This is a genomic window from Janthinobacterium sp. GW821-FHT03C08 (assembly GCF_059420905.1).
This window is the reverse complement of sequence record NZ_JBWKUP010000006.1, coordinates 312,227-331,102: the sequence shown is the minus strand read 5'-3', so window position 1 is coordinate 331,102 and position 18,876 is coordinate 312,227. Positions and strand designations below refer to the sequence as shown.

Here is an 18,876-nt window from a genome sequence, read left to right as displayed (position 1 = left end):
AACCATTGCAAGTATGGCTATGTTTCCATTGCGGCGGCGCCCGTTTGCTTTCCGTATTGAAACGTCAACGGGCATTGGCGCAGCGCAGCAATTTTTGCCAGTATCGCTCCTCCCGTCAGGCTTATCCGTTCGGCAACGCACACCCCCGCGTTGCCGTCTGCCCGTAAAATACGGGCTTCCTGCATCCATTTCACTCATAAAGAAGGAGTTTTCGCCTATGGATCTCGGCACGTTCCACTCGCTGATGGGAGGCCCGCTGCGCTCGGCGCTGACCGTGCTCGTCTCCGCCCTGCTCGTCAGCGTCGTCGCCATCGGCGTGCACCGGGCCGGCATCGGCTTGCTGAGAAGGCTGGCCAATGGCCGCCCGTTCACCACCAATGCCACGCGCGTGGCCTTCCGCGCCAGCCAGCTGTGCGTGATCGTCTTCGGCCTGCGCATGGTGCTGGCCGGCGCGCCCGACGACACGCCGGGCCTCGTTGCCATGTCGCATGTCACCAGCGTGGCCCTCATCGTGGCCCTGACGTGGCTGGCCATGCAATGCATCCAGGCCCTGTCCCTCACCATTTCCGAAGTCAATCCCGTCGACGTGGCCGACAACCTGCGCGCGCGCCGCCTGATCACCCAGGCCCGCGTGCTCACGCGCAGCGCGCACGCCATCGTCGTCATCCTGGGCCTGGCCTTCGTGCTGCTGACCCTGCCCGGCGCGCGCCAGATCGGCGCCAGCCTGCTGGCCTCGGCCGGCGTGGCGGGCCTCGTGGCCGGTATCGCCGCCCGCCCCGTGCTGGGCAATTTCATTGCCGGCCTGCAAATTGCGTTTTCGCAACCGATCCGCATCGACGATGTGCTGATCGTCAATGGCGAATGGGGCAAGGTCGAGGAAATCAAGGGCACGTACGTGGTCGTGCGCGTGTGGGACGAGCGCCGCCTGATCGTGCCGCTGCAGTGGTTCATCGAAAATCCGTTCGAGAACTGGACGCACAGCTCGTCCACCCTGCTGGGCACGGTCTTCCTGTGGCTCGATTTCAGCATCCCGCTCGAACCGCTGCGCGCGGAGCTGGCGCGCATCTGCGAAGGGGCCGCGCAATGGGATGGCCGGGTCTGCACGGTGCAGGCGACGGATTCGAACGAACGGGCCGTGCGCGTGCGCTTCCTGATCAGCGCGGCCGATTCGGGCCTGGCCTTCGAGCTGCGCTGCATCGTGCGCGAGCGGATGCTGGCCTTCATCACGGCCCACTATCCGCACGGCCTGCCCCGCTTGCGCGCCACGCACGACCCCATCGAGCTGCACGAGGCGCGCGAAGTGCACGAGTTGCACGAGGTGCACGCGATGCAGGCGCAGAACGCCAGCGTGCCGCGCCACAAGGCCTGACCACACCGTGCGGCGCGCTGCCCTGCGCCGCGCGCCGCTACAATGGACCGCATGAGCACCACCGCCTGGTTCATCCTCATCGGCTGCCTGATGCTGGCGCGCGGCCTGGGCGCCGCCAGCATCGCGCGCCTGCCGTTTACCTCGGCCATGGCCTACCTGGGCGTGGGCCTGCTGCTGGGCCCCATGTTCCTCGGCGTATTCGCGCTGGACCTCGTCAAGCAGGCGTCCCTGCTGGAAACCCTGGCGGAAATCGCCGTCCTCATCTCCCTGTTTTCCGCCGGCGTCAAGATGCCCGTGCCCTTCAGCCTGGCGCGCTGGCTGCCGTCGCTGCGCCTGGCCTGGCTGTCGATGGCCATTTCCGTGGCGCTGGTGGCCGCCTTCGCCTGTTTCGTGCTGGGCATGACGCCGGGCGCGGGCGTGCTGCTGGGCGCCATCCTCGCCCCCACCGATCCCGTGCTGGCCACGGATGTGCAGTTGCGCCACCCGGGCGACAGTGAACAGCTGCGCTTCATGCTGACGAGCGAGGCGGGCATGAACGATGGCAGCGGCTTTCCCTTCGTCATGCTGGGCCTGGGCCTGCTGGGCCTGCACGAGCTGGGACCGCACGGCGCCACCTGGCTGTGGCGCGACCTGTTGTGGGCCAGCGCGGGCGCCATCGCCCTGGGCGCGGCCGGCGGAGCGCTGCTGGCCTGGCTGGGCTGGCAAGTGCGGGGCAAGGAACCGAAGCACGAAGTGCTGGACGACCTGGCGGGCCTGGGCCTGATCGCCCTCGTCTACGGCGTGGCCACGTGGCTGCACGCCTGGGGTTTCCTCGCCGTCTACTTTGCCGGCGTGGCCCTGCGCCAGACGGAACTGATGCTGGCCGGCGCGCCGACGGACCGGCAAGGCTTGCTGCAGGCGGAAGACACGCATGCCGTGTCCGCGATAAAACCGCACGACAGCGAGGCGCCGCTCACCGTCAGCGGCGAATCGCTCGTCTTCAAGGAACACCTGGAACGCCTGTCCGAACTGACCCTCGTGCTGCTGCTGGGCGGCGCCGCCACGGCCGCCGCCTGGAGCTGGCAGGCGTGGAGCGTGGCCCTGTTCCTGCTGCTGGTGGCGCGCCCCGCCAGCGTGATGCTGGGCTTGCTGGCCTCGGGCACCAGCCTGCGCCTGCGGGGCCTGGCCGCCTGGTTCGGCGTGCGCGGCATCGGTTCCATGTATTACCTCAGCTATGCCATCGCGCATGGCTTGCCGCACGGCCTGGCGCGCGAGCTGGCCAATATCACCATCGTCGTCATCATCCTGTCCATCATCGCGCACGGCCTGACGGTCAAGCCCCTGCTGGCCCGCTACTGGCGCAAATGAGCACAGGAGAAGCCGGCATGTCTTTGCCGCATAGCAAAGTTTCGTCAATTGGCCGTGGCCCATCGGGAAATATTGTTAAGATAATTAAAAACGGCCAAGAGAGAAGCAATGAAACGACGAAGTGTGCTGGGACTGGGTGTATCGCTGGCCCTGCTGCAAACAGGATGTGCCACCGATCCGGCCAGGCTCGCGTGGGAAACGGAATTTGACGCCTTCATGCGCGACGGCCTGGCGCGCACGGAAACACCGGGCATGGGCGTGGCCGTCGTGCGCGGCGAGCAGACCCTGTTCGCGCGTGGTTATGGCTGGGCCGATATCGGGGCGGGCAGGCAAGCCGATGCCAATACGGTGTTTCCCCTGGCTGCCGTCAGCACCCTGGTGACGGCCACGGCCGTCATGATGCTGCTGGAACAGGGCGCCTTCCAGCTGGACGACAAGGTGGCGGCCTACCTGGACTTCCCCCTCATGCACCCGAAGTTTCCCGACGTGCCCATCACCTTCCGCCACCTGCTCAGCCATACCTCGGGCATTTCCGATGCCGTGTATGACAAGACGGCCACGTTTTCCGTGCAGGGCGACCCGCGCCTGCCCCTGCGCGACTTCGTCAAGGGCTACCTGTCGCGCGGCGGCGCCTGGTATGACGCGGACCTGTCCTTTGCCGCCCGGCCCGGCACGCAATGGCGCTACAGCAAGGTGGGCATTGCCCTGCTGGGCTACCTCGTGGGCCGGCTGCAGCCAGACGGCCTCGATGCCTGGACGCAAGAACACCTGTTCGAGCCGCTGGGCATGGACAACACGGCCTGGAGCCTGGCCAGCCTGCCCCGCCGCGCCGTCGTCGCCACGCCCTATGCGCACAAGGACGCGGGCCTGCAGGCGCTGCCGCCCGTCGGCTATCCGGACTGGCCGGCGGGCCTGCTGCGCAGTTCGCCGCACGACTTTGCCCGCTTCCTGGCAATCTTCAGCAACGGCGGCCGGGCCGGCGGCCACCGCTATCTGCAGGAAGCCACCTTGCAGCTGTGTTTCGCGCCGCAGGAAGCCAGCCTGCCGCCCGCGGAACTGGCCGCCCGCCAGGCCCTGGCATGGGTCTTGCGAGATGTCGACGGCAGCGCGCTGGCCACCCTGCACGGCAACGATCCCGGCGCCGCCACGCTCGTCTGCATCGACCGCGCCAGCAGGACGGCCGTGCTGGCCTTTGCCAACGTCAGCGCCGACAAGGAATTTCGTACTTTTCAGAAAGAAGTCGTGCGGCGCCTGCTGGCGCGCGGCGGCAGTGGCGTGCCGGCAAAATAGGCGCCGCTTGTGTGAACGGGCGCACGGTAGCATCCGGGCAAGAACGTATGCTGTGCTGGTCAAACGTTATTTCAACAGAGGAGACCGGCATGACCAAGCGCATCGGCAACAAGGACGTGGCGCAGCAGCGCAGCAAGAGCGAAAAAGCCCGCATGAAGGCGCACAACATTGCCAGCGAGGCCGTCAAGAAGGCCGAGGCCAGGGCCCGCTACCGCAACGCCGTCAAGGGCCAGCCGGCGCCGGCGGCCTGACCTGGCCGGCTCAGGCGCCGAACCAGCCCTGCAGCTTCTCGGCCGCGCGCAGTTTCACGTCGGCCGTGATGTAGGTGGCGACGGTGGCCACGGCGGCGGCCAGCACGGCCAGGTCGTCCGCGTAGCCGATGACGGGCGTGATGTCGGGAATCGCGTCGATGGGCGAAATGAAATAGCCGAGCGCGCCGTAAATGGCCGTCTTCGCCCACAGCGGCGTATTCGGCTGCTGCGCCGCGTAATACAGCCACAGGGCCTTTTCGATGACTTCGCGCCCCGCCGTCTTGGCAAACTTGACGACCTTGTCCCAAAAACTGTCATCGGTATATTTTTTTTCATACTGCTGCCCGGCCTTGGGGGCGTGGTCTTGTTCCAGATTCTTTCTTTTACCAAACATTTGCTGCTCCTGTGTGCCGCGCACGGCTTTCCGTACGCGCACCTTAGCATAATGGCGGCGCGCGCGCAGGCCGGCGGCGCCAGGCGGCAACACCGCGGAGAGCATCAAGCATGAACATGGAGACACCAGCGAGCACCACCGTTCCCGCCTACGCCACGGCGCGCGCGGCCGGCCTGCGCCACACGGGCGACCACCAGCCCGGCATCGTCCGGCTGGGCAAGCCCGGCAAGTTCCGCTATGCGGATGCGGACGGCCAGCCCGTGCGCGACGAAGATCTCCTGGCGCGCATCAAGACGCTGGCCATTCCGCCCGCCTGGACCGATGTGTGGATCTGTCCGCGCGCGAACGGCCACGTGCAGGCGACGGGCCGCGATGCGCGGGGCCGCAAGCAATACCGCTACCATGCGCGCTGGCGCCAGGTGCGCGATGACGTCAAGTACGAGCGCATGCTCAGCTTTGGCAACGCCCTGCCCGCCATCCGCGCCGCCGTCGCGCGCGGCATGCAGCTGCCCGGCCTGCCCCGCGAAAAAGTGCTGGCCACCATCGTGCACCTGCTGGAACTGACGATGATGCGTATCGGCAATGAAGAATATGCGCGCGCGAACAAGTCCTTCGGCCTGTCCACCCTGCGCACGCGCCACGTCGACATCAAGGGCAGCGCCGTGCAATTCCACTTCAAGGGCAAGAGCGGCGTGCGCCACGACATCCGCCTCAGCAACCGCCGCCTGGCCAGGGTGCTGCAGCGCATGCGCGACTTGCCGGGGCAGGAACTGTTTCAATACGTCGACGATGCCGGCGAGCGCCACAGCGTCGATTCGGGCGACGTCAACGACTACCTGCGCGCCGCGACGGGCGAGGACTATACGGCCAAGGATTTCCGCACCTGGTCGGGCACCCTGCTGGCCGCGCTGGCACTGCAGGCGTTCGAGCAGGTCGATTCGGCGGCGCAGGCGAAGAAAAACATCGTGCAAGCCATCGAATCGGTGGCGAAAAAGCTGGGCAACACGCCGACGATCTGCCGCAAATGCTATGTGCACCCGGCCGTGCTGGAGTCCTACCTGGATGGCAGCTTATTGGAAGGAATGCGCGCGCGGGCGCGGCAGGAATTGCGCGGGGACTTGCATGCGCTGACGCCGGAGGAAGCGGCCGTGCTCGCCTTGCTGCAGCAGCGCCTGCAAGGCACGGCTCCCGTCAAGCCTGGCGCGCCGGCCGGGGCTGGCAATGGGGTGACAGCGTAAGGGCATCGCTGCGGCAGGCCGGCAAGGTATCGTGCCCCGCCTCGCGCGCCACGGGCGCCGGGCCGGCGTCGGCACCGCCGTCGGCCGGCAGCATGCTGGCCGCCAGGGTCGACATGGTGAACAGGCAGATCAGGGCAAAGGGCTTGTTCAGGTGAAACGGCTGGATCGTCTTGTGCATCGCATACTCCGTCGGACTGGTTGGCTGTTGCAGCATGAACACGATCATCGCGTGTTTCCACAAGGCATACAATCAGACGCTTTCGACAAGATGGGTAGGACAGCGCTGACAGCGCCCGGCCCATCTTTCGCTGTCGGAAAACTTGACATCCGTCCCCCAGCCACTGCCCAAGTCCTTGTTTTAGCAGCCCAATTTCTCCAGGAATGCTTCCTGCTTGACCTCCTTCCCGGGCACCTTTCACGCCCGTCAATGGGGGAACGATCATGCGCTTCGTCAAACAGACGCCGTTAGCGCTCCTGGCGCTGCTGCTGTGCGCCTGCGGCGGGCCCAACGATCCCACGCAGCCGCCCTTGCCGAAAGTCGCGCTGGCCGGCGGCATCGGCGCGGGCGCCACCGTCACGCCCGGCGATACCGGTCAGGACGGCAGGTCGGCCAGTTCCAGCTCGGAAAACCCGGCCCGGCGCCGCGCTTCCAGGTTAAACGGACCGCGCAGGGTGGGCGCTTCGTAGCGCCGCGCCAGCGCCGCGTACGTGGCGCGCAGCTCCAGGCCCCTTTGATCGCACAGGTAGCCGTACCAGCGGTTGCCGATTTCTACGTGCCCCACCTCGTCGCGCAGGATGATGTCGAGGATGGCGGCGGCGGCCAGGTCGCCCGCCTGCGCCAGCTTGGCGCGCAGGGGCGGAATCGCATCGAGTCCCCGCGCTTCCAGGGTGCGCGGCACCAGCGCCATGCGCGCCAGCACGTCGCCGCGCGTCTTGTCGACCATTTCCCACAGGCTGTCGTGGCCGGGGAAATCCCCATACGTATGGCCCAGCACCTGCAGGTGCGCCTGCAGCATGGCGAAATGCGTGGCTTCCTCCTTGGCCACGCGCAGCCAGTCCGTGTAGTACTCGGCCGGCAGGTCCGGGAAGCGCCACAGGGCGTCGAGCGCCAGGTTCATGGCGTTGAACTCGATATGCGCGAGGGCGTGCACCAGCATGGCGCGCCCTTCCGGGGTGATCATCGAGCGCCGTCCCACGAGGCGCGGCGGCACCAGTTCCGGGCGTGCGGGCCGGCCCGGCACGGGACCGGACGGCGCCAGGGGCGCCTTGGCGTCGAGCGCCAGGCCGGCCGCGGCCATGGCCGCCACCATCGCCACCTTCGTTGCCGGGTCCGCTTCCAGCAAGCAAGCGAGCGCGCAGGCGCGCAATTCCGCTGGCGCGGCGGAGGTCGGTGGGGATGACGGCATGGCGGTTCTTTCGGGCAGGTTCTTCAACAAGGGGCGCAGTGTATCAAATTGCCTGCCCCAGCAGCCAGTCCATCAGCGCCTGCACTCTCGCCGGCAGCGGCCGCCCGGCATGCACGAGGTAGTACGCCTGCGGGCTGCGCAAGGCAAATGGGCCGAACGGCAGCACCAGCTGGCCGCTGTTCAGCCACGGCTGCACGAGGCGGCGCCGGCCCATGGCCACGCCCGCGTGGTGGATGGCCGCCTGCGCGCACAGGTCGGCGCGGTCGAAGCGCAGGCTGCGCGGGGGCAACTGCACCTGGGGCGCCTGCGCGTCCAGCCACAGCCGCCATTCCGCATCGGGCGCGCAGGCGGGCCAGGCCAGGGTGTCGTGCAGCACCGTCGCGTCCGCCAATTGGTGCGGCGCGCCCGGCAAGCCATGCCGGCGCGCATAGTCGGGGCTGCAGACGGGCGCCAGCCATTCATCCATCAGCGGGCGCGACGCGAGGCCGGGAAAGCTGCCGTCGCCGTAATGCAGGGCCAGGTCCACCTGCCCGGCGCGAAAGTCCACGCTGTCATTGCCCACGCGCAAGTCGAGCGACACGTCGGGATACAAGGCGCTCAAGCCGGCCAGGCGCGGCACCAGCCAGCATTGGGCGATGGAGGGGCGCGCATGCACGGTGATGCCGCCGGCCAGCACGTCGCCGCCGGCCAGGGCCGCATGCAGGCCGTCCCAGCCCGCCTGCAGGGCGGCGAAGATGCGCTCGCCCTCCTGCGTCAGCCTGACCTGCCGCGTCAGGCGCTGGAACAGCCGCAGGCCCAGGGCCGCTTCCAGGCGCGCGATGCGGTGGCTGACGGCACTGGGCGTGAGCGCCAGTTCCTGCGCCGCCAGCGCGAAGCTGGCATGGCGCGCCGCCACGCGGAAGGTGTGCAGGTTGGCGAACTGGCTGGCCGTCAGCGTGGCCATGCGTTGCGCGCCGGCCGGCATCAGTCGGCTCCGGGCGCCAGCAAGGCGCGGCCCCGCGCCACGTAGGCGGCCATTTCCGCCTCGGGCACCATGCTGCCGCCCGTGCCCCACACCAGGTGCGTGGCCTGCGCCAGGTGCGGCTGGTACTGGGGCGCCGCCAGCACGGCAGCGATGCCCGCGAAGCCGGCCACGGCGGACGGCTCCAGGCGCCAGCCTTGCGTTTGCTCAAGCGTCGCCAGCAAGCGGTACAGTTCTTCATCCGTGACGGTGGCGTAGCCGTCGATCAGGCGCTGCATGGCCCGCCCGACGAAGCCGGACGGGCGGCCCACGGCCAGGCCATCGGCGGCCGTGACGTTGTCGATGCCGATGTCCTGCACGCTGATGCCCTCGTGCAAGCCCGTGTGCACGCCCAGCAGCATGCAGGGCGAATGGGTCGGCTCGGCGAAGATGCAATGGACATGGTCGCCAAAGGCCAGCTTCAGGCCGAAGGCCACGCCGCCGGGGCCGCCCCCCACGCCGCACGGCAGGTAAACGAACAGGGGATGGGCCGCATCGACCGCGACGCCGCTTGCCGCGAACTGGGCTTTCAGGCGCTGGCCGGCCACCGCATAGCCGAGAAACAGATCGTGCGAATTTTCATCGTCGACGAAGTGGCAGGCCGGGTCGCCCTGCGCCTGTTTGCGCCCTTCCTCGACGGCCACGCTGTAGTCGGTGGCGTACTCCACCACCGTGACGCCGTGGCTGCGCAATGTATCCTTCTTCCACTGGCGCGCGTCGGCCGACATGTGCACCGTGGCGCGAAAGCCCAGCTTCGCGCTCATGATGCCGATCGACAAGCCGAGGTTGCCGGTGGAGCCGACGGCAATCGCGTACTGGCCGAAGAATGCCCGCACGGCGTCGCTGGCCAGCAGGCTGTAATCGTCGCCCTCCTTCAGCAGCCCGGCGTCCAGCGCCAGCATTTCCGCGTGCTTCAGCACCTCGTAGATGCCGCCGCGCGCCTTGATGGAACCGGAAATGGGCAGATGGCTGTCCAGCTTGAGCCACAGCTGACCGCTCGTCACGCCTGACGCCAAACCCAGCGCCGCCTGCATGGCGGGCAGCGGCACGACGGGCGACTCGATGACGCCGCCGCTGGCCGCCGTTTCCGGGAAAGCCTTGGCCAGGTAGGGTGCAAAGCGCGCCAGGCGCGCGCTGGCATCCATGACGTCGCCGGCCGACAGGCCCACGTCATGCAAGGCTTCGGCGGCTGGGGCGATGGCGGGATTGAACCAGCTCAGGGGCTGCAAGGCCGCCAGTTCATGAATCAGGGGAAATTGCGCGCGCAAGGCGGCGATGGCGGAAGTGGATAACATGGCAAGCTCGTGAAGGATCAAGCCATGATTAGACCGCATCCGGACGCTGCTGGCAAAGGATGGTTCATCAGGCAATGGATGACTTGGCGTCATCTGTGCGCCGGGCCAGCCGCATGCAGGCTGGCAAGCGCCTGCCTAGCGCTGCGCGGGCGCGCCGCCACTGCCGCCATCGCCCTCCACGCCATTGATGTTGTGGTACAGCGCCTGCAGATAATGGTAGTCGGCCATGAACAGATCTTCGATCACCTTGGAATTGACGATATCGAGCGAGCCCAGCCGCACCACGACGCGCGCCAGTACCAGGACCATCAGATAGGCAGGGTTCGCCTGGACCCGGTGGTCCTTGCGCGGCAGGATTTCATCGCCGGCCGTCGCCAGCCGCATTATCCCGTTGCGATGCAGGTTGCCATCAGCGTCGCGATAGCCGATGGGCAGGGTAAATTCACATTCCGTATTCGGTACTTGCATGGGCTCGTCTCCTTGTCTGCGGGGCGCCATTGCATGCACGGCATCCCCTTTTGCAGGCACTACTATGCAATGAAATGTTCTTCTAAGCAATATCCAAAAGCAAGAGCCCGGCGCCCTGCCGATAGCTAAATTTAATTCTTGGATGCACTATCGATTAAAGAAAAGTTTCCACAAAAGCATAAAAATAAGTTATCTTTAATGCAAATAAAAAGGAGACATTTTTCTCTTTATGACCGAGGCAAAAATGCGCTCCACGAATGACAAAATCACGATACCGGATATGGAAACAAGGGACTGCGCAAGGCAGGATGACTTGACGGCTCAGAAGGTCGAGGTCGGCATCATCTTCCAGGAAATGCTCGACACGGCCACGGCGGCCGCCTACCTGGCCAAGAACAAGGTGCCCATCGCCACGGCCCTGCGCGTGCTGACGGGCTCGCGGCGGAAGAAGGCGGAATGTGCACGCTGATACCGTGCCTGCGGCAATGGCCGTCTTATTTCGAGCAGCTCGAATCCGGCAGCGTGCTGGCATCCACTTCGCCAGGCACGATTTCATAGCTGAGCAGTTCCGCCTTGTCATCGCGCACCTGCCATAGCATGCGCTCGCTGGCCTTCCCATTCCTGAAATCGGTCTGGTAAACCAGTCTGACCTGGTTCAGGACGCAGGCTGCCCTGAGCTGGTGCGATTCCTTGATGGGGCCATAGATCTGCATCGCCTGTTCGGCGGCCTGGATGAAGTCACGCTCCGTCTGGTGCTGTCTTAACAGCTCGCCGGACATGGCGTACATGGCAGAAAACTGGCCCTGCGTCCAATACTGATGAAAAACATCTGCGGCCGCATCGGCCGTTTTCCAGTCCTTTTCATAATAGCCAACATGTACATCACAGGCGCCCAACAGCACAGCGAGCGACAAGCAGCAGCCGATCTTTTTCATTGCCAAAGTATTCATCCTTGATGGTCCGTGGCTGGCAGCCACCTTGATTGCCGCCCACGCCCGCCGGACGGCGGCCGGACAACGCCGCGTGCCAGGCGCCTGAAGCGGGCGCCAGCGAGCATAACAAATTTCCAAGAAGAAACATAGATGCAGGATCACCAGCGGCCAGCCGCCGTGCAGGCTGCGCCCCGGGCCGGCGGGCGCCTTCCGCTGCGGCATGGGCGGCAGGAGGAAGGCGCCGTCGCCGATGGCCAGCCTCAGAAGGTCAGCCGCAAGCCCACGTCGATCGACCTGCCCTCGGCCGGCAAGGCTTGCAGCGCCCCGCCCTGCGCCTTCAGGCCCGACAGGTAGACGCCGCCCAGGGGGTCCGCATGGGCACGGTTGAACAGGTTGCTGACACCGGCGCTCAGCGTCGCCATCTTGCCCAGCGCCACGCTGCTGCGCACGTTGACGAGGGCGTAGCCGCCCGTTTCCCGCTCCAGGCGGCGCGCATCAACCCTGTCCTTGCGGGCCACCACCTTCGTTTCGATGCAGCTGCTCCAGGCGCCCAGCCTGTGCTCGACGGCGAACACGGCGTTGAGCGGCATCATGCGGTATAGGTCGCCGCCATCGCTGCGCTGGCCCCGCGTCCAGGCCCCGTTGCCGCTGGCGCTCAGGCTGCCCCACTGGCTGCTGCGCGCCAGCGGCAGCTGCCACGCCAGGTTGACGCCGTACAAGGTCGCATCGTGGTTGGCGAACTGCAGCAAGTTGCCCTGGGCGCCCATCTGCATGTAGGGGTGGAAAGACGCCAGCACGTCGGCGTCGATGTAGTTGTCGACCTTGCTGTAGTAGGGGTTGACGCGCAGGAACCAGCCCTCCTCGCCGCCGCCATGCCAGTCGGCCGTGAAGGCCGCCGTGTACGCCGTCTCCGGTTTCAAGTCGATATTGCCCACGTAGCCGTTGCCGTCGCCAAACCAGTTGGTCATGGTCATGGCCATCGAGCCGCGGCCCCAGGAATAGCGCTCGTACAGGCTGGGCGAGCGCACCTTGCGCGCCAGCGCGAATGCATAGCTGCTGGCAGCGTCCGGCGTGAAAGTGGCTTGCGCCGAGGCATCGATATTCGTGTCGCGCTGGCGGCGGCTGCGCGCATTGAAGGCGGCGGCGGCCATGGAATCGGCCATGTTCATCATGTTCGTGCCATACGACTGCACGGCGCCCGACTCCATGCGCACGGATTCGCCGCGCAGGCCCAGCACGCTCGTCCAGCGCCCGTCGTGGCGCGTTTCCAGTTCGCCAAACAGCACCGTGCGCTCGCGCCTGCCGTCGTTGATGTTCAGGTAGGTGCGCGGCCCCATCATCATGGAAGCGGGCACGGCCGGCCAGACATCGTCGAGGCGGAAGCCGTGCCATTCCTGGCCCAGGCGCAACTCGCCCGCAGCCAGCGGCAAGCTGGCCATCAGCGCGTAGCCCGTGTTGCGCCCGTGCGTGAGCATCGGCATCGTGCCCGTGCGCTCGGGCGTGAAGAAGCCCATTTCATGGTCCGTCTGCTGCCAGTAGGCGCGCGCGTCCAGCACGCCCCAGGCAAACGGGCCCTGGTAGGCCAGGTTGGCGAACTGGCCGTGGTTGTCCGTCATGTCCATGTACTGGTTGGGGAAACCCTGGTAGGGAATGTGCTGCACGCCGGCGCGCAGGGTCAGCTGCTGTCCATCGCCTTTCGCCGCCAGCACGATGGCCTGGTTGATGCTTTCAAACATGCTGGCCAAGACAGTGTTGCCATGGCCATCTTCATAACTGTGGCCGCGCGTGGCGGCGCCGCTGTAGCCGATGCTGAGGGTATCGCTGGCGGCCGACGCGTTCACGCTGGTGGCCACGCTGTTGTTGACGCTGCGTCCCGACACGGCCAGGCTGCCCTGCGTCAGCAGCCCCGCGCCGGGCTGGGCAAACACGGGCGCCAGCGACTGCACGTCGATGGTGCCGCCGATGCTGTCGCCACCCATGCTGACGGGAGTGACGCCCGCGATCAGGCGGATGCGCTGCACCTGCTGCGGGTCGATGTAGGACAGCGGCGCATTCATGTGATTGGCGCAGGCGGACGCCAGTTCCATGCCGTCGATGCGGATTTTCAGGCGCTCATCGGCGAAACCATTGACCACCGGCAAGCCGGACACGCCGCCGCCGGCCGCCACGCTGTAGCCTGGCGTGCTCGACAGCATCAGCGCCGTGTCGGCGGCGGGACGGTAGCCGTCCTTGACGCCCGTGACGATGACTTTCATCTCAGGCAAGACCGGCTCGCTGCGGGTCTGGCCCAGGGCGGGCATGGCGATAACAAAAGAAATGATGAATGGAAAATGTTTCATGGTGCTGCTTTCAGATTCTGTATGGGCAAGACGAACGGCCGCCAGCGCACGAGGGGTGCGAGGCAAGGCAGTTCAGGGAGTGGACAGGTCAGAAAGCGGCAGGCGGCCCGCGGGGCTGGACGGGCGTCCAGGCGAACAGGGGCGTGGCGGACTGGTAGAACAGCAGGGGCAGCAAGCCCGTGAGGACTTCGCCGGACGCCAGCACGAGCGTCGTGGGCGCAATATCGAGGGTGGCCGCGTGCATGCTGCAGCAGGGGCAATCCATGCGCATGGCGCCCTGGGCGGGATCGGGTGCCTCAGTGGACAACTTCACGGGCAGCATGTTCATGCCGCCCGCCACGGAACAGATCTCGAAACTGGGCACGGCCTGGCCGCTGGCGACCGTGAAGGCGCGCGACAAGGTGGGGGCGAGCGCGGCCATGAGGATGGCGAAGCACGCGATCCACAGGACGACGACGGCGCGGCCTTGGCGAATAAACATGGCGGCATTATAACGGCCGCCCTGCCCCGTGCCCAGCCGCGCCGTCAAGAAAGCGCTACAAGGTATCGAGCTTCTTGCGTTCGGCCCGCAAGTCTTCCTCGCTGAGCGGCAGATAACCCTCCTCGCCATCCTGCTGCGCGTCGAGGATGGCTTGTCCCTGCGGCGACAGGGCCAGCTGCAGATAGGCTTTCACCAGCGGATCGAGTCCCTTGCCCGGCGCGCGGTTGACGTACAGCTGCACGGGCATCGTCAATGGATATTTGCCTGCGCGCACGGTGGCCTTGTCGGGACCGTAGTATGGCGCGCCGGGCGCGGCCGCCAGCGGCAGCACGCGCACCTGGTCCGAGATGGGCGCCGCATTCACCCAGCCCAGCACGGCAATGCCGTAGCGGTCGGCGGCCACGGCGCGGATCACGGCGTCGCGCGAGGCCAGCGCCTCGTACCGGGCCGCGAACGGACGCTTGCCGAAACGCGCATGGCGCAAGCCCGTGGCGAAGCCGCCATCGTCGCGCAAGCCGTAGGCATGGATGCGGCGCGGCGCCCACTCCCCTGTCGCGCCCAGCTGCGACCACAGGTGGATGTCGCCGGCGGGCGCGCCCGCCGTGAACACCTGGCCCAGCTGCTCCATCGTCAAGCCCGCCAACGGGTTGTCGCGGTGCACGTAGACGGCGGGCGGCGTCTTGGCCGGCGGCCGGGGGCCGTGGCCGTTGTAGCCGATGCGCACGGGCGTGGCGTCGTAGCCAAAGACTTGCCGGAAGGCAGCCTGGTCGCCCGGCCACATGTCGCGCGTCAATGGCGCGAATGCCGTGGCGCCTGCCGTCAGCGCGGGCATGCCGGCCGACGAACCTTCCATGCGCAGGCTGAAGCGCACCTGCGGATGCTGGCGCGTAAACAGCGCGTTCAACTGCGTAATCACTTCTTCCAGGCCATCATTGCCGACGATGGCCACCGTGCCGTCACGGTTCACATAGGTTTGCGCCGGATCAACGGCCACGGGCGCGGCGTGCAGGGAGCTTGCCAGCAGGCAGCAAGCGGCCAGCGCGGTCTTGTTCAACAGCGTCATTCGAGTTTCTCCAGTTCAACCCTGGCCTGCGCGGCCGTCAGGGGCAGGTAGCCGCCCGGTTGCGCGGCGAGGATGGCCTGCCCTTCGCGCGACAGCACCAGGCGCAGGTATTCCTTCGCCAGCGGATCGACGGCCTGGCCCGGCAAGCGGCGCACGTACAGGTACACGTAGCGGCCGTACGGGTAGCGGCCGGCGACCACTTCCTCGTCCGTGCCCGTCGCCGCCTGACCGTCGGCGCCCACGATGGCCAGCTGGCGCAGTTGCGGATGGCGCACGCCCAGGGCGGCCACGCCGATGCCGGCCGGGTCTTGCGCGATGCGGCCCGTGATGGCGGCCGTGTTGCCCAGCTCTTCGTGATTGGGCGCCAGCGCGCGGCCCTGGAAGTGTTCGCGCTGCAAGTAGTCGCCAAAGCCCGTGTACGCGGCCGTGCCGTAGGGGTGGATGGAGCGCGTGCGCCATTCGCCGCTCAAGCCCAGCTGTCCCCAGCGGCTGACATCGCCGCCGGGATTACCGATGGAGAGGATTTGCGACACCTGCGCCGCCGTCAGCTGCGTCAGGGGATTGGCGCGGTTCACGTAGACGGCCAGGGAGGTGGCCAGCTTGCCGTCCGGCGTGGCCGCCGTGTGCGCGATGCGGATTTCCAGGGCGTCGCGGCCGACGATCTTGCGGTATGGCACCAGTTCAATGGCATGGATGGCGCGGCCCATGGCGCCGAACAGGATCTTGTCATGCATCAAGAGCGGCACGGCGCTGCTCGTGCCCTTGCCCTCGAAACCGAGCACGATGCCCGGGTGGCTGGCAGTAAACAAGGCATTCCATTCCCCCACGGCGGCGGCCATGTGCCCGGCGCCGCCTATCATGGCCGCGCCCGTCTTGCGGTCCACATAGCCGGCCGTGGCCGGCACCTTGACGGGCTGCGGCACATACGCGGGCAAGGCGGGATCGAGCGGGGCTGCCGCCCCAGCCGGTGCCGACAGGGCCAGCAGGAAGGCCGCCAGCGGCAAGGAAGGCTTATTTGCCATCGCTGGCCCAGTCCACGGCCGCGTCGAACAGGCGCAGGCCGGCCGGCGACAGGTTCGTAAACGTTTCATTGTCGAGGAAGAAGCTGACCCGGCGCGCGGGCGCCAGGCTTTCGTAATCCATGGTGGCGCCCTTTTCATAGCCGAAGATGGCGGCTTTTTCCGGCTCGCCATAGATGGTGGCGATCGTCGTCGCGCCCAGGCCCGGCTTGCCCCAGCTCATGGTCGATTGCTTTTGATAAATATCCACCGTGCCGGCCGGCAAGCCGCCCGCCAACGCGTGCGGCGCGTTGACCAGCCACACATAGCGCGACTTTTCCACCGTGCCATAGTCCACGCCGGCCCGCTTGCCCGTCATCGACAGGTCGTCATACAGGTCGTTTTCCCATGTCAGCACGGGCACGGTGACGTTGCGGTAGGCACCCAGCATATCGCGCCCGCGGATGGTCGACGACAGGATCACCAGGTCCTTGCCTTGCGCGCCGGACACGGGCGCGTACTGGCTGTGCAGGGTGACGGCATAGCCGCGCGATTCCAGGTGTTCCTTGATCTTCTGGTCGAAAGGCAGGCTCTTGCCTTCCAGGCGCACCACCAGCAGCACCTGCTTGCCAGATGCGCCCTGCGCCGCCTGCACGTGCAGCGTTCCCGCCAGCAGGACCGCCGCCAGCAAGGTGTTGAGCGGGCGCATCACAGGTCCACCTTCATGCTCAGCTTGATGGCGCGCGGCGCACCGGACGCCAGGCGCGTGCCGGCGCCGGCCCAGTAGCGCTTGTCCGCCGCGTTTTCCACGTTCAGCTGCCACACGACGGCCTTGTTCATGAGCGTGCTCGCATAGCGGGCACCCGCGCTGAACAAGGTCACGCCGCCCAGGAATGCCTGGTTCAGGTCGTTGACGGGACGGGCGCTGTAGTAATACGCGCCGCCATTGACGGACAGGCCCGGCATGCCATCGAAGGCGTAGGCGAGGAAGGCGCTGCCCGTGCGCCTGGAGGCGTTCTCCGGCGCCTTGCCGTTGTAGTCGGCGTTGATGTGCTCGAATGTCGGGTCGAGGAACTGGGCCGACGTCTGCCACGACAGCTGGCGCGTCAGCTTGCCCTGGGTCGACAATTCCAGGCCGCGGTAGCGCTGCTCGCCATCCGACGTGAACACATTGCTGCTGTTGGTGTAATAGCCGGGACGCGTGATGTCGAACAGCGCGGCCGACACCAGGGTGCCGCCCGGGGTCATCCAGCGCGCGCCCAGTTCCTTCTGCTTGCTCACGCCAGGCGCCATCTTGACGTTCTGGTTGACGGTGCCCGTCGGGCCCGTCTCGCCCTCTTCCAGCCCCCGCGCGGACGAGGCGTAGAACGAGATGGCGGGCGTGGCCTTGTAGATCAGCGACACCATGGGCGTCGTCTCGCTCACGTCATAGTGGCTGGCGCCCTGGTCGCTCTGGTAGCTGGTGCGGCGCACGCCCACCACGCTTTGCCATTGCGGGCTGAAGACCATGCGGTCGAGCGCATACAGGCCCGTGTCGCGCGTGTCCAGCGCTGCCGTCGTCGGCGTCGTCGGCTTGGGACCGAACACGACATTCGTCACGGGCACGGGCATGTACAGGTTTTGCGAGGCGATCGTGTAGTTGCTCTGGTAAATCGGGTCCTGCGACTTGTCCGTGCGCGAGGCGCCCAGGGTCAGTTCGTGGGCGATGAAGCCCGTGCTGAAATTGCCGGCCAGTTCCGCGCGCAGCAAGTCCGACGCCGTCACGTGGTGCTGCATATTGCCCGTGATGCGGCCCGCGCCCGTTTCCACGGCGGCCGCGTTGTTCAGGCGGAAGATGGCCAGGCGGCGGTCGCGCGCCGTTTCCGAGTGGCCCGCCTCCACCGTCAGGGCCCAGCCGTCCGCGATGGCGTAATCGGCGCGCAGTTGCGCGTTCTTCGTCTGCGCCTCGAAATTCGACCAGTCCGGGCCGATCAGCTTGCCCGGATCAACGGCGCGCGGCAAGGTGATCACGCCCTTCACGGCCGTGGGCAAGGCCACGCCCGCCTGCTCCGTCACACGGCGGCGGTCGTATTCCAGGTCTGCCTTCAGCAGCAGCTTGTTCGTCACGCGCCAGTCCAGCGCGGCGGACACGAAGCTGCGGTTGCCATTGCCCACGTTCTCCAGGTAGGAACCCAGGGTGCCGCCAGCGGCGTTGATGCGCACGCCGAATTCCTGCTCGGCGCCAAAGCGGCGGCCGATGTCCACGTTTGCCACGGCACTGCCCCGGTCGTCGAGACTCAGGCCCATGCCCGTGACGGGCTTGCTGCCCGCCCGCTTGGTGACGAAGTTGACCACGCCGGCCGGCGACGTGAAGCCGTAGTACAGGGCCGAGGCGCCCTTCAGCACTTCCACCCTTTCCTTGTTTTCCATGGGCACTTGCGAAAAGTTCATGATGGGCATGGAACCGTTCAGGCGGTAATTCGTGCGGTTTTCCACGGCGATGCCGCGTATCACCAACTGGTCCCATGTCTCGCCGCCGTTTTGCTGGCGCGTCACGCCCGCCGTATTGCGCACGGCATCGTACAGGCCGGACACGGCTTGCTGCTCCAGCAATTCGCGCGTGATCACGTTGACGGTCGATGGCACGTCCATGATGTTGGCGCCACGGAAGCTGCCCGCCTCCGTCGTGACGGGCACCAGGCCTTGCGCGCGCGCGCCCGTCACCTGCACGGCCTGCATGACTTTCTCATCGCCAGCCGTCAGCTCGTCCTGGCCGTTGGCCCCATTCGCGGCGCTGGCCGCGTGGGAAGCGAAGGCCAGCGACAGGGCCGCGGCCACTGGAAGTAGTTGCAGGGAAGGAAAGGCAGCGCGCATAAAGACAAATCTTTCAACAGAAAACAGTGATCGGAGGAAACCTCAAGTTACGCCGCATGATATCCGTAACGAGAATCATTCGCAATGAATATGTGACAATCCGTGAGATTGTGAGGGTTTTCACAAGATAAACAGTCTGCAACGCCGCCTGT

At 66.7% G+C, this 18,876-nt stretch carries 19 protein-coding genes; 6 read left to right on the top strand and 13 right to left on the bottom strand.

Annotated features, from left to right (window positions below):
* The first annotated feature begins 217 nt into the window (after positions 1-217).
* From AC07VL_RS10870 to AC07VL_RS10855, 4 genes are all read left to right on the top strand, one after another.
* Positions 218-1,369, top strand: a complete 1,152-nt coding sequence (locus AC07VL_RS10870) for a mechanosensitive ion channel family protein (RefSeq protein ID WP_494805841.1) — start codon at positions 218-220, stop codon at positions 1,367-1,369.
* 51 nt (positions 1,370-1,420) lie between these two features.
* Complete coding sequence (locus tag AC07VL_RS10865; protein ID WP_494805840.1) at positions 1,421-2,716, top strand: cation:proton antiporter; 1,296 nt, start codon at positions 1,421-1,423, stop codon at positions 2,714-2,716.
* A 108-nt stretch (positions 2,717-2,824) separates the two neighbouring features.
* The gene (locus AC07VL_RS10860) at positions 2,825-4,006 is read left to right on the top strand and encodes a serine hydrolase domain-containing protein (protein ID WP_494805839.1); all 1,182 of its coding nucleotides are present in this window, start codon (positions 2,825-2,827) and stop codon (positions 4,004-4,006) included.
* An 89-nt stretch (positions 4,007-4,095) separates the two neighbouring features.
* The gene (locus AC07VL_RS10855) at positions 4,096-4,257 is read left to right on the top strand and encodes a hypothetical protein (protein WP_290602782.1); all 162 of its coding nucleotides are present in this window, start codon (positions 4,096-4,098) and stop codon (positions 4,255-4,257) included.
* A 10-nt stretch (positions 4,258-4,267) separates the two neighbouring features.
* Here the strand turns inward: AC07VL_RS10855 and AC07VL_RS10850 are convergent, their stop codons facing one another.
* Positions 4,268-4,651: a YkvA family protein gene (locus AC07VL_RS10850; RefSeq protein ID WP_290602778.1), complete on the bottom strand. Its 384-nt coding sequence runs from the start codon at positions 4,649-4,651 to the stop codon at positions 4,268-4,270.
* Positions 4,652-4,761: 110 nt separating this feature from the next.
* Here AC07VL_RS10850 and AC07VL_RS10845 point away from each other — a divergent pair, with 110 nt between their 5' ends.
* Positions 4,762-5,889 (top strand): DNA topoisomerase IB, encoded by a 1,128-nt coding sequence (locus AC07VL_RS10845; protein ID WP_494805838.1) that lies wholly within the window; start codon positions 4,762-4,764, stop codon positions 5,887-5,889.
* Here AC07VL_RS10845 and AC07VL_RS10840 read toward each other — a convergent pair.
* The 5 genes from AC07VL_RS10840 to AC07VL_RS10820 form a co-directional block, all read right to left on the bottom strand.
* Positions 5,843-6,067, bottom strand: a complete 225-nt coding sequence (locus AC07VL_RS10840) for a hypothetical protein (protein ID WP_494805837.1) — start codon at positions 6,065-6,067, stop codon at positions 5,843-5,845. The two genes, AC07VL_RS10845 and AC07VL_RS10840, sit on opposite strands and share 47 nt — an antisense overlap.
* Positions 6,068-6,482: 415 nt before the next feature.
* Complete coding sequence (locus tag AC07VL_RS10835) at positions 6,483-7,295, bottom strand: ferritin-like domain-containing protein (RefSeq protein ID WP_494805836.1); 813 nt, start codon at positions 7,293-7,295, stop codon at positions 6,483-6,485.
* A gap of 43 nt (positions 7,296-7,338) precedes the next feature.
* The gene (dsdC, locus tag AC07VL_RS10830; protein ID WP_494805835.1) at positions 7,339-8,259 is read right to left on the bottom strand and encodes a DNA-binding transcriptional regulator DsdC; all 921 of its coding nucleotides are present in this window, start codon (positions 8,257-8,259) and stop codon (positions 7,339-7,341) included.
* Positions 8,259-9,590: a D-serine ammonia-lyase gene (gene dsdA, locus AC07VL_RS10825; RefSeq protein WP_494805834.1), complete on the bottom strand. Its 1,332-nt coding sequence runs from the start codon at positions 9,588-9,590 to the stop codon at positions 8,259-8,261. The genes dsdC and dsdA overlap by 1 nt, the downstream gene beginning before the upstream one ends.
* A gap of 135 nt (positions 9,591-9,725) precedes the next feature.
* Entirely contained in the window at positions 9,726-10,058 is a 333-nt protein-coding gene (locus tag AC07VL_RS10820; protein ID WP_494805833.1) for a hypothetical protein, read from the bottom strand.
* 313 nt (positions 10,059-10,371) lie between these two features.
* On the opposite strand from AC07VL_RS10820, the gene AC07VL_RS10815 reads away from it, so the two are divergent.
* Positions 10,372-10,527 carry a hypothetical protein gene (locus tag AC07VL_RS10815; RefSeq protein ID WP_494805832.1) on the top strand — a complete coding sequence of 52 codons (156 nt, stop codon included), beginning with the start codon at positions 10,372-10,374 and terminating at the stop codon, positions 10,525-10,527.
* A gap of 25 nt (positions 10,528-10,552) precedes the next feature.
* Here AC07VL_RS10815 and AC07VL_RS10810 read toward each other — a convergent pair whose 3' ends face one another.
* From AC07VL_RS10810 to AC07VL_RS10780, 7 genes are all read right to left on the bottom strand, one after another.
* Positions 10,553-11,212, bottom strand: a complete 660-nt coding sequence (locus tag AC07VL_RS10810; protein ID WP_494805831.1) for a hypothetical protein — start codon at positions 11,210-11,212, stop codon at positions 10,553-10,555.
* A 38-nt stretch (positions 11,213-11,250) separates the two neighbouring features.
* Positions 11,251-13,329 carry a TonB-dependent receptor gene (locus AC07VL_RS10805; protein WP_494805830.1) on the bottom strand — a complete coding sequence of 693 codons (2,079 nt, stop codon included), beginning with the start codon at positions 13,327-13,329 and terminating at the stop codon, positions 11,251-11,253.
* Positions 13,330-13,417: 88 nt separating this feature from the next.
* Entirely contained in the window at positions 13,418-13,810 is a 393-nt protein-coding gene (locus tag AC07VL_RS10800) for a DUF2946 domain-containing protein (protein WP_494805829.1), read from the bottom strand.
* Positions 13,811-13,865: 55 nt separating this feature from the next.
* Positions 13,866-14,873, bottom strand: coding sequence for a PstS family phosphate ABC transporter substrate-binding protein (locus tag AC07VL_RS10795; protein ID WP_494805828.1), 1,008 nt, complete (start codon positions 14,871-14,873; stop codon positions 13,866-13,868).
* Positions 14,870-15,895 carry a PstS family phosphate ABC transporter substrate-binding protein gene (locus AC07VL_RS10790; protein WP_494805827.1) on the bottom strand — a complete coding sequence of 342 codons (1,026 nt, stop codon included), beginning with the start codon at positions 15,893-15,895 and terminating at the stop codon, positions 14,870-14,872. The genes AC07VL_RS10795 and AC07VL_RS10790 overlap by 4 nt, the downstream gene beginning before the upstream one ends.
* A complete protein-coding gene (locus tag AC07VL_RS10785) occupies positions 15,885-16,580 on the bottom strand; it encodes a hypothetical protein (protein WP_494805826.1) in 696 nt (231 codons plus the stop codon). Before AC07VL_RS10785 ends, AC07VL_RS10790 begins: the two co-directional genes overlap by 11 nt.
* Positions 16,580-18,724, bottom strand: coding sequence for a TonB-dependent siderophore receptor (locus AC07VL_RS10780; protein ID WP_494805825.1), 2,145 nt, complete (start codon positions 18,722-18,724; stop codon positions 16,580-16,582). The genes AC07VL_RS10785 and AC07VL_RS10780 overlap by 1 nt, the downstream gene beginning before the upstream one ends.
* Between the last annotated feature and the right edge of the window lie 152 nt (positions 18,725-18,876).